Genomic DNA, 10,608 nt, shown 5'->3' with positions numbered 1-10,608 from the left:
CCACTTAAATGAATTCACATTAAGGTTGCTTACCTTGATAAAGCTATTTATGCCTTATCCTGACAAGCGCCCACACGAATTATCTGATCAATCTGTTAAAGAGCGCTTGGACTCGAGGATCGTTACCGCTGATCCCGTGTCTCAAGTGAGGCGCATATTCTAGCGTCTCGGCGTTTTAAGTCAACTCTTATTTTCAACATTTTCGACCGAAGCCGAGGAGAAAAACGAGTGACTCACAAGCCGATACTGCCGGCCAATCCATCAAGCTAAACACTTGAAAATCAACCACTTACTTCCGACTTGCCCTTCGCGCTGCAAGCGTTACCGCTTGGCTGTGCCTCGAAAGTGGGGCTATTTTACTCATGGGAGATCTGGTGTCAACAACACTGTCACATTTATTTAATAGGGCCGTCACGCACGCCTGAAAGCTAGTTAAATTCGCGCCCCTGAGAAGCCGCGCCACGGGCAAAACGCTTGATCTGGCGATAAGGGAAAACATCGACAATATCCCCGTCCCGAACTTGCTGCTGCATCCGCTGCCAATAGGCGGTTTCCAGCAGATCACCGTGCAACTCGTTGAAGATGCGACGTACCTTGGTATTGCAGGCCGTAAGGATAGTGAACTCCTCCGGGAAAACATCATTGGCCCCGACCGAGTACCAGGGCTCACCCGACATTTCCTGCTCGGGATACATAGCCTCTGGTATATGCCGGAAGTTGCACTCCGTCAGATACATGATTTCATCGTAATCGTAGAACACCACTCGACCATGGCGTGTCACACCGAAATTCTTGAACAACATGTCGCCGGCAAAGATGTTGGCCGCGGCCAGCTGCTTGATCGCCTTGCCGAATTCATTGATGGCGTGGAACAGGTCCGGCTCATCATCATTCGCCAGCGCTCTGTCGATGTAGATGTTGAGCGGTGTCATGCGACGTTCCGCCCAGAGGTGGCGAATGGTAATGAGGTCACCTTCTATCTTGATGGAAGATGCAGCGACCTTTTGCAGCTCATCAATAAGTTCTTGCGTAAAACGACTGCGCGGAAACAGGAAGTTGGTGAATTCCTGGGTATCAGCCATGCGTCCGGCGCGATCATGGCGTTTTACCAGCTGATACTTTTCTTTCACCGTGGCGCGTGTGACATTTTTCGACGAAGAGAAACGATCCTTGATCAGTTTGAACACTACCGGAAATGAGGGCAGCGTAAATACGGTCATCACCATCCCCTTGATACCGGGCGCTATGGCGAACCTGTCGTCGGACACCGCAAGATGGTCCAGAAAGCTGCGATAGAACTCAGCCTTGCCCTGTTTGTAGAAGCCGATGGAGGAATACAGCTCAGCCTTGGACTTCATCGGAATCAGGGTATTCAGAAAGCCGATGAATTCGGACGGTACATTTACATCCACCATAAAGTAGGAGCGGGTAAAACTGAATATCACCGAGACATCATTCTCTTCCAGTATCAGCGTGTCGACGTAGACACCGGCGTCGCCATTGTGCAGAACCGGCAGGATAAATGGCATGGCGCCACTGGCGTGATTGATGCGCCCGACTATATAGGCGCCCTTGTTGCGAAAGAACACGCTGCGCATGACTTCCACCGTCACCTCCTCCCTGGCAATATCGATGAAGGGAATATGCTTGCGGGCATGACGCGCCAGATTGCGAATGTCTCTGCGCCGGTTCTCCCAGGGGATGTTGAAGGCATAGTCATCCAGCAGCTGCCCCAATAACGCCACCAAACCCTGTTGCGTTGAGTAAAGGCGACAGAACTGCTCACCGGAGTTGATGGGCTTACCCTCATAGGCCGAGCGAATGAACATAAGCGCATCATCCAGCTCGTGATGCCGGAAGACTTTAAGGTAAATGGAGTTATAGAAAGTCTCTGCCAGCTCCGGATCGGTACGCTGCTGAATGCTCCGGGCATAGCAGCGTTTGGCGTCGAGCCACAGGCGCGCGTCGTACACCACCTCACCCAGCTGCTCGACAATTGCCTTGGCAGCCTCCTGCACATTGTTTTCATACAGATCAATCCGTTCAGCACCGGCTTGCTGGATCGAGTGCCAGTCGGCCTTTTCAAAACGCAGCTGCGCCACCGCGGTAATATTCTGAAAACGGCTGCGGTAATTGGCGAATTTTTCCAGCACCGCCGCTGCGATCTGTTCAGCAAACTGACCTGACATATTTTCCATACCTTTATTAGCAGCCCGCACCCGCTCTACTATCGACCCAAGCGCTGCCGGACTCAAGACCACTGACATTCGTGATGCCTCCGGCCGGAACGCCGCCATGCGCAATTGAGTCCCGCAGCACGCTGAAAGTATGATGCTGCATAAATAGGCGTAATCTGAGTTAATATCCCCAGGCTATAGACACAGAGAGCAGCATGACCCCCAGTCTGCGTTATCAAACCCGTTTCAAGACAGAAGGTTTTATCGCCGACTCTGCCCAACAAGCTGCTCTGACCCGATTAGACCAGCTTCACTCTGAACTGCTGCAAAGCAACAAGCTGCGACGCAAGCCGGCGCCCAAGGGGCTCTATCTGTGGGGCCCGGTTGGGCGCGGCAAAACGCTACTGATGGATCTGTTTCACGCATCTCTGCCTGCAGGCATCGCGCTGCGACTGCATTTTCATCGATTCATGGCCAGGGTTCATCGGGAGCTGGCACGAGAATCCGGCAAGCCTGACCCGCTGCAGCTGATTGCTCGCCGACTGGCACGGGAGCACCGGGTGCTCTGTTTCGATGAGCTGCAGGTATCGGATATCGGTGATGCCATGCTACTCGGACGGCTGCTTGATGCACTGCTGCATCAGGGCGTCGTGCTCATTGCCACATCAAACCTGCCGCCCTCAGACCTTTACCGCGACGGCCTGCAACGCGACCGTTTTGTCCCGGCCATCCGCCTGCTGGAGCAACACACCCAGGTGCATTCCCTGGATGGCGGCCAGGACCACCGCCGCCATGCACCGGCCGTTGCCGATGTAGTCTTGCCGGCCCCTGCCGAAAGGCAGCTGGCGCGACGCTTTGCCTTGGTCAGCAAGATCGCAGTAATGGAGGCCGCCACCCAGGACACAGACCGCATCCTGCTATGCAAGCGCCCCGTTCCAGTACACAAACAGGGTAATGGGGCTGTCTGGCTCAGCTTTGAAGCCCTGTGCCTGGGCCCTCGCTCGTCGCTGGACTACATCGAGTTGGCACAACGTTTTCATACCGTTCTTCTCAGCAATGTGCCTGTGTTTCGCGGCCCTATTCTGGAGGGCATCAAGGCTCGGGGCACCGAGGATGGCAGCTTTACGCCCACCAGTACCGGTAACCGCCAGGTGCGCTGGTCACCGATGGACGATCCGGCACGGCGTTTTATCAGCCTGATTGACGAGTTATATGACCGTAATGTGAATCTCTACCTGTCGGTACAGGCACCGCTGGAATCACTTTATGCCCAGGGCCAGCTTGAATTTGAGTTTCGTCGCACCCTCAGCCGACTGATCGAGATGCAATCCAGCAGCTACCTTGACCGCCCGCACCATCCCTGAGCCGTAAGCCGTAAGCCGTAAGCCGTAAGCCGTAACAACAGAGTATAGAGTGGAGCCAGATGCAGCCCTGGCAAACGACTACCCACCCAGTGGTTTCACATACATGATCGGTTCAGTCATCAGCCTTTATAATATTGCAACCGCAACGGACTGAAGCGATGGAACACCCAATGACCTATGTGATGCGCCTGTTTTTCCAGGGACTGCTGCTGTTACTGCCAGCTGTACTGACCATATACCTTGTCTTTCTGATCTTCACCGCGCTCAATGAAACCCTCTTTTACGCCGTAGGCGCGCTTACCGGCCGGCTGTTCCCGGGGCTTGAATCCGGCTGGCTGGTAACCCTCACAGGCATAGGGGTTACCTTCGCCATCATCATCCTGACGGGGCTAGTGGCATCCAACTTTTTGGGGAAATTCCTGCTCGGGCGCATCGATGCGCTGCTGGATCGCATTCCCGTGGTCAAAATGCTCTACAGCTCACTAAAGGATCTGTTCGGGGCTTTTCTGGGGGATGAGAAACGCTTTGATACTCCGGTTCTGGTGAGCGTGACTCAGGATGATACTGTGCGCCTGATGGGCTTTGTAACCCAGGCGTCGATGGTCGACTTTGGACTGGAAGACGATGTTGCAGTCTACCTGCCGCAATCCTATAACTTTGCCGGCAACCTGATCGTGGTTCCGAAAACCAAGATCAAGCGCCTCGATGTACCCGCTGCCAGTGTGACTGCATTCCTGCTCAGCGGCGGCGTTTCCAGCGCCTCCAAGATGTGAAATCTAAAGCCTGGGATCTCGAAGCGCTGGAACTGGCAATGCCGGACTATTAAGAAACAAGCCGGCACTGTCAGAAATTCGGGTCAGACCATGCTGCGCAGCATCCAGGCGGTTTTTTCGTGGATCCGCATGCGATCAGATACCAGCGATGCAGTGGACTCATCATCTGCGGCCTGCGCCACTTTCAGCACCTGGCGACAGGTCCGCACCACCTGCTCGTGCCCCTGAGTCAGCAACTGCACCATCTCACCCGCCGGCGGCACACCGTCGACTTCCTTGATGGAGCTCAGGCTCGCATAAGCCTTGTAGGTACCCGGCGCTACCGCACCCAGGGTACGAATGCGTTCGGCCACTTCATCCACCGCCAGCGCCAGCTCGTTGTACTGCTCCTCAAACATCAGATGCAGCTCACGGAACTGCGGGCCTGTCACGTTCCAGTGAAAATTATGTGTCTGCAGATAGAGCGTGTACGAGTCGGCCAGCAGGCAACTCAGGCCATCGGCAATGTCCTTGCGTGCTGTTTCCGCAATACCGATCTGAATGGATTGATTACTCATGCTCATACTCCTTGTCTGATTGAGTGTTCTTTTTAACTAGAGCCAGTATAGAAGCCGATTTTTGATAGATAAAATTAACGATATAAATACAACCAATTGCCTTAGGCTATTTACCAACTAACCATAACGTTTATCGGAGACAAAGGGGTTGTTGCGCCGCTCTTCCCCGAAGGTAGACATGGGTCCGTGCCCCGGAATGAAGGCAACCTCATCCCCCAGCGGCAGCAGCTTGTTGCGAATGGAATCGATCAACTGCTGATGATTGCCCTGGGGGAAGTCGGTGCGCCCGATCGAGCCCTGAAAGAGCACATCCCCCACCAGCGCCAGCTCGCTAGCCTGGTGATAAAACACCACATGACCCGGCGTATGCCCAGGGCAATGCAGCACCTGCAACTGCTGATTGCCCACGGTTGCGACATCACCGTCATCCAGCCAGCGATCGGGGGTAAAGGATTCGACCTGGGGAAACCCGAACATCTTGCTCTGCTGATCCAGTCCTTCAATCCAGAACAGATCACCAGGGTGTGGCCCTTCAACAGGAATACTGTGCCGTGTGGAAAACTCATGGGTGCCACCGGCGTGATCGATATGAGCATGGGTGAGCAGGATTTTTTCCACCACGACACCCAGTTCATCGATACGCGCCTGTATGCGTTCCAAGTCACCGCCCGGATCAACCACCGCAGCCTTGTTGGTCTCTTCGCACCAGATCAGGGTGCAGTTTTGCTGAAAGGGCGTTACCGGGATAATGCTGTACTTCATGATGAACCTGCCTGGGTAAAAGTCACCCCAGTATACTCAACGGCAACGTTACTTTCAGCGTCCTCCCGTCACAGCGAGCGTGTACAGCCGCAGGGGCCAGGCGATATGATAGCCGGGCAAGACGACCTGAAGACCACAGGGACCAGGGTCGACTGGCACTGCATACAAAATCAGAAAAAACGCACCGAAAAGGCAGGACCAAGCATGAGCAAACTGAAGCAGGAAGCCGAACTGGTACGTGAGGCCATCCGCGTTGGCGGACTCTACATGCAGAAACGTGGCGCCGGCGAGTTTGAAGCCACCGACAGCGCCAGCGAGAAAACCCGGGCGCTTTACCGACTGCTGGTAAAAGACCAGCTGATTCAGCCACTGGCAAAAGATCAGGAAAACGAGCGCAACATGAAACACAAACTGGCCCTCTGGATCGAACGCCAGCTACCCGCCGGGCATCCGCTAAAATCCTGATTTCACGCACCACAACAGCACACCCGCACAAAATTCCGCACCACCAAGAGGCGCCGCATGATCGGACGCCTCTTTACGAATAACCTACAGATCCACATAACTATTTGTTTTAAATGAATTAAAAAAATTACGGCCCATTTTTTGAATAGTCATATTCGTCCGTACTCTTGGCAATACTGGACAAACACAATCTGGTAAATAGAGCGCTAGGGTTCCGGTCGCATTCAGCGATGCCTGGTCCGAGAGCACTCGACCTTTCAGCGAAAGGTTACACGGCGGGATAAAAGCCCGGGAGACTCAACTGGCGGTATTGCCAAGTAGACTCTGCGTGCAACCGACGTAACCAACTGAGAGGTACGCCATGCTAAAGCTCACTCTGTTCGTTCTGACACTCGCCCTTTCAAGCCACAGCCTCGCTCGCGACAGTTTCAAGGTCTGCTGGTCTATCTATGCCGGCTGGATGCCCTGGGGCCAGGCCGCGGATCTGGGTATCGTCAAAAAATGGGCCGACAAGTACGACATCGATATCGAAGTCGTGCAGATCAACGACTACATCGAATCCATCAACCAGTACAGCACCGGCGGGTTTGACGCCTGCACCATGACCAACATGGACGCATTGACCATACCTGCTGCCGGCGGCATCGACAGCACCGCACTGATTGTGGGCGACTTTTCCAATGGCAATGACGGTGTCGTTCTTAAGAATGCTGATTCCCTGCACGACATCAAGGGTCAAACCGTCAACCTGGTTGAACTCAGTGTCTCGCACTACCTGCTGGCACGGGCACTGGATACAGTGGGTCTGAAGGAAGCGGATATTCAGGTGGTCAATACCGCCGATGCCGATATGGTTGCCGCCTTTAATACTTCAGATGTCACTGCGGTTGCCACCTGGAACCCGCTGCTCAGTGAAATCACCGCTACTGCGGGCAGCAATATGCTGTTCGACTCATCCAAAATTCCCGGCGAAATCATCGACCTGCTTATCGTCAATACCGACACCCTCAAAGCCAATCCGGCCCTGGGAAAAGCGCTGACCGGCGCCTGGTACGAAACCATGGCACTCATGAACGGCGACGATACAAAGGCTTTGGAAATACTGGAATCCATGGCTCTGGCATCCGGCACAGACCTCGCCGGCTACCGCGCACAGCTCGCCAGTACACACATGTTCTACACCCCCGCGCAAGCCCTGGCGCTAACCGATGCCACTCAGTTGATCACCACTATGCAACAGGTCGCTGAGTTCTCCTTTGACCACGGACTACTGGGCGACGGCGCCCCCGATGCCGGTTTTATCGGCATTGAGACCCCCGCCGGTATCTACGGCAACAGCGACAATATCAAGCTGCGCTTCGATCCAAGCTACATGCGCATGGCCGCTGACGGCACCCTGTAACTGCTCTGGGGCATCTGCGGATGCCCCAAGGATTGTGCATGAAACGTCTAATCAATCTGAAACCTGCCAGCCCCTGGCACCTGCTGCTCGCAGTGCTGCCCTTTGCCCTGCTTCTAGTGCTCTATTTACTGGGCTCCGACGCCAGACTTGAAGCCAACCCGGCGGACAAGCTGTTGCCGAGCTTCGCGCAAATGGGTGATGCCATGGAACGCCTGGCGCTGGAACCGAGCAAGCGCAGCGGCGAACTTCTTTTCTGGGCAGATACTGCCAGCAGTCTGACTCGCCTGGGCAGCGGCGTCGCTATCGCCGCCATGATCGGCCTGGTGCTGGGTTTGCTGACCGGCGCCCTGCCACTGGTCAAGGCACCACTGGCGCCACTTTTAACCGTGGTATCACTGGTACCACCGCTGGCGCTACTGCCCATACTCTTTATCGTCTTTGGCTTAGGAGAGCTGTCCAAGGTGGTATTGATTGCCATCGGCATAACGCCCTTTATTGCCCGCGATATTCAGCGCAGCACAATGGAGATCCCCCAAGAACAACTGGTCAAGGCCCAGACGCTTGGTGCCAGTACGCCTCAGATACTGTTACGCGTACTGCTGCCTCAGCTGATGCCAAGACTGATAGATGCCGTGCGCTTGTCCCTCGGCGCCGGATGGCTCTTCCTGATTGCAGCCGAAGCCATTGCCGCGACTGATGGTCTGGGCTATCGCATTTTCCTGGTACGCCGTTATATGGCCATGGATGTAATCCTGCCCTATGTCGCCTGGATTACCTTGCTGGCCTTCGTTTTTGACAGCACGCTGGCCCGGCTGAATCGGCGCCTGTTCCCCTGGCACGCCCAAGGAGGCCGCTGATGATAGAAGCCCGCAACCTGTGGAAACACTACGGCGACAACGTCGTGCTGGAAAGGGTCAGCCTCAAGGTGCAGGAAGGCGAGTTCGTGACCCTGGTCGGAACCTCCGGCTGCGGCAAGAGCACTTTTCTGAAGATGCTGCTGGGTACAGAAACGCCCTCGCGTGGTGCACTGCTGCTTGATGACCAGCCCATGCGCGATGAACCGGACGCCGATAGAGGCATCGTTTTCCAGCAATACGCCGTGTTCCCCCATATGAGCGTACTGGACAACGTGATCGCGGCCCGTGCTTTCCATAACCCTGGCGTCACCGGGTACCTGTTTGGTCAGCGCCACCGCCTGGCCACTACAGAAGCAAAAAACATGCTCGAGCGGGTCGGTCTGAGTCAGGCACTGCACCAGTATCCACACGAACTGTCCGGCGGCATGCGCCAGCGTCTGGCCATCGCCCAGGCGCTGATCAACAAGCCCCGCATCCTGCTGCTGGACGAACCCTTCGGTGCGCTGGACCCTGGTATACGTACAGACATGCACGCGCTGATGCGGGATCTGTGGAATCAGTACAAGCCCACTGTGTTCATGGTTACCCATGATCTGCGCGAAGGCTTCTACCTGGGCACACGACTGCTGGTGTTCGACAAGCTGCGCCAGGACCCCCATGCGCCCCAGGCCTACGGCGCCGGCATCACCTACGACTTGCCAGTGGGGCAACCGGGTTCAATTGAAAGCACCCTGCCGCCTGCCCTGCAACTCAAATCGCTGCCCCAGACACTGCCCGCCGTGGCATTTAGCTGATATCACATCAGGAGACTGTCCATGACCAATCCGACTTACCAAACCTGCCTGCCCGGCGCCAGCCACTGGTCGCTAAGACTTAAGCGCGGCACTGAGCTGCGTCTGTCTGATATCGCAGGCAACGCTAATGTCGGCATGCTGCTGTATAACCCCGACAACCTGCTGGAACGCTATAACGCTCCCGACACCCTCAAATGCCAGCACAGCTTCAAGCTGCACCGCGGTCATTGCCTGTATTCGGATATGGGGCGCATTTTCTGTTCCATCACCGACGATAGCCTGGGCTGGCACGAAACTGTCTGCGGCAACAGCCGCGCCGACCAGGTAGCACAGCGGTGGGGCAGGCGCGACTACCAGCAGGATCGCAATGCCTGGCATCAGAATGGGCATGACGCTTTCCTGGTGGAGCTGGCGAAATATGGTCTGGGCCGAGCCGACCTTGCCGCCAACGTTAACTGGTTCAGCAAAGTCGTCGCCGATGACCAGGGACGTCTGACACTGATCGACGGCCACAGCCAGGCGGGCAGCTACGTTACCCTGCGCTTCGAGATGGATACGCTGGTCATACTGCACAGCTGCCCCCATCCGCTGAGCCCCGCCACCGAGTACCCGGCCAACGCCGTGCAGATCGAATTATCCCAGGCTGAAGCTGTAACTGCTGATGATTACTGCCGCAATTTCCGCCCCGAAAACCAGCGCGGCTTTCAAAACAATGCCCTCTATCACCTTGGCAGTCACAGCACAGGAGACTCAGCATGCTGACCACCAGCACACAGCAGCCTGAAGCGGCTCAGGCACGTTATATCGTCGACGCCGGGGACTACCATATCGGCCTGCTGAAGGCCGGCCAGACTCTGCGCATTCTGGATCTGCAAGGTAACCAGGCCGCTGATACCCTGTTCTTCAACGCCGCTGATCCGAGCGAGCATTACAGCGCCATGGATACCATGCGCGAACAGGGCAACGTCTACCTCAGCACCGGTAGCCTGCTGCGCTCCAATGAAAACAACGTCATGCTGGAAATTGTTGCCGATACCTGCGGACGTCACGACACCCTCGGCGGGGCCTGCGCCACTGAGAGCAACAGCGTGCGCTACGACCTGGAAAAACGCTGCATGCACGCCTGTCGCGACAGCTGGATGCTCGCCATCGCTGAACATCCGCACTACGGCATTCACAAGCGTGATATCAGCCACAACATCAACTTTTTCATGAACGTGCCGGTCACCGAGGACGGCGGCCTGACCTTTGAAGACGGCATTTCGGCACCCGGCAAGTATGTCGAAATGCAGGCGCGAATGGACGTGATAGTGCTGCTGTCAAACTGCCCGCAACTCAATAACCCCTGCAATGGCTACAACCCGACACCGGTAGAGCTGCTTATCTGGGACAACCTATAACCTGGCACTCCCACTGGCCTGGGGCCAGAAATGAAGCTTCGCGGCTTCATGCATTAA

11 protein-coding genes and 1 riboswitch are annotated in these 10,608 nt (G+C 55.8%); of the genes, 8 read left to right on the top strand and 3 right to left on the bottom strand.

The window, feature by feature from the left end:
• Positions 1 to 428: 428 nt before the first annotated feature.
• The gene (gene aceK, locus MPRO_RS13275) at positions 429 to 2,189 is read right to left on the bottom strand and encodes a bifunctional isocitrate dehydrogenase kinase/phosphatase (RefSeq protein ID WP_067293269.1); all 1,761 of its coding nucleotides are present in this window, start codon (positions 2,187 to 2,189) and stop codon (positions 429 to 431) included.
• A 203-nt stretch (positions 2,190 to 2,392) separates the two neighbouring features.
• Between aceK and zapE the strand changes: the two genes are divergently transcribed.
• Together zapE and MPRO_RS13265 are read left to right on the top strand one after the other, a co-directional pair.
• Positions 2,393 to 3,541: a cell division protein ZapE gene (zapE, locus tag MPRO_RS13270; RefSeq protein ID WP_067293265.1), complete on the top strand. Its 1,149-nt coding sequence runs from the start codon at positions 2,393 to 2,395 to the stop codon at positions 3,539 to 3,541.
• A 158-nt stretch (positions 3,542 to 3,699) separates the two neighbouring features.
• Positions 3,700 to 4,314 (top strand): DUF502 domain-containing protein, encoded by a 615-nt coding sequence (locus MPRO_RS13265; protein ID WP_245635093.1) that lies wholly within the window; start codon positions 3,700 to 3,702, stop codon positions 4,312 to 4,314.
• 83 nt (positions 4,315 to 4,397) lie between these two features.
• Here MPRO_RS13265 and MPRO_RS13260 read toward each other — a convergent pair whose 3' ends face one another.
• Positions 4,398 to 4,871 carry a Dps family protein gene (locus tag MPRO_RS13260; RefSeq protein ID WP_067293259.1) on the bottom strand — a complete coding sequence of 158 codons (474 nt, stop codon included), beginning with the start codon at positions 4,869 to 4,871 and terminating at the stop codon, positions 4,398 to 4,400.
• A 117-nt stretch (positions 4,872 to 4,988) separates the two neighbouring features.
• Positions 4,989 to 5,633, bottom strand: a complete 645-nt coding sequence (locus MPRO_RS13255; protein ID WP_067293256.1) for an MBL fold metallo-hydrolase — start codon at positions 5,631 to 5,633, stop codon at positions 4,989 to 4,991.
• Between the two features lie 204 nt (positions 5,634 to 5,837).
• Here MPRO_RS13255 and MPRO_RS13250 point away from each other — a divergent pair, with 204 nt between their 5' ends.
• The 6 genes from MPRO_RS13250 to MPRO_RS13225 all read left to right on the top strand — a co-directional run bounded on the left by MPRO_RS13250 (position 5,838) and on the right by MPRO_RS13225 (position 10,551).
• Entirely contained in the window at positions 5,838 to 6,098 is a 261-nt protein-coding gene (locus MPRO_RS13250; protein ID WP_067293272.1) for a DUF5062 family protein, read from the top strand.
• A 195-nt stretch (positions 6,099 to 6,293) separates the two neighbouring features.
• Positions 6,294 to 6,395, top strand: a riboswitch (guanidine-I (ykkC/yxkD leader).
• Between the two features lie 64 nt (positions 6,396 to 6,459).
• Positions 6,460 to 7,500: a putative urea ABC transporter substrate-binding protein gene (locus tag MPRO_RS13245; protein WP_067293253.1), complete on the top strand. Its 1,041-nt coding sequence runs from the start codon at positions 6,460 to 6,462 to the stop codon at positions 7,498 to 7,500.
• A gap of 38 nt (positions 7,501 to 7,538) precedes the next feature.
• On the top strand, positions 7,539 to 8,357 hold the full coding sequence (locus MPRO_RS13240) for an ABC transporter permease (protein ID WP_067293249.1): 819 nt from the start codon (positions 7,539 to 7,541) through the stop codon (positions 8,355 to 8,357).
• Positions 8,357 to 9,151: an ABC transporter ATP-binding protein gene (locus tag MPRO_RS13235; RefSeq protein WP_067293246.1), complete on the top strand. Its 795-nt coding sequence runs from the start codon at positions 8,357 to 8,359 to the stop codon at positions 9,149 to 9,151. The genes MPRO_RS13240 and MPRO_RS13235 overlap by 1 nt, the downstream gene beginning before the upstream one ends.
• Before the next feature lie 21 nt (positions 9,152 to 9,172).
• Complete coding sequence (locus MPRO_RS13230; RefSeq protein ID WP_067293242.1) at positions 9,173 to 9,913, top strand: urea amidolyase associated protein UAAP1; 741 nt, start codon at positions 9,173 to 9,175, stop codon at positions 9,911 to 9,913.
• On the top strand, positions 9,907 to 10,551 hold the full coding sequence (locus MPRO_RS13225) for an urea amidolyase associated protein UAAP2 (RefSeq protein ID WP_067293240.1): 645 nt from the start codon (positions 9,907 to 9,909) through the stop codon (positions 10,549 to 10,551). Before MPRO_RS13230 ends, MPRO_RS13225 begins: the two co-directional genes overlap by 7 nt.
• Positions 10,552 to 10,608 lie beyond the last annotated feature (57 nt).

This window comes from Marinobacterium profundum (assembly GCF_001528745.1).
Lineage (GTDB): Bacteria > Pseudomonadota > Gammaproteobacteria > Pseudomonadales > Balneatricaceae > Marinobacterium_A > Marinobacterium_A profundum.
Note: the sequence above shows the minus strand (reverse complement) of the source record. Positions and strands in the feature narration are given on the sequence as shown.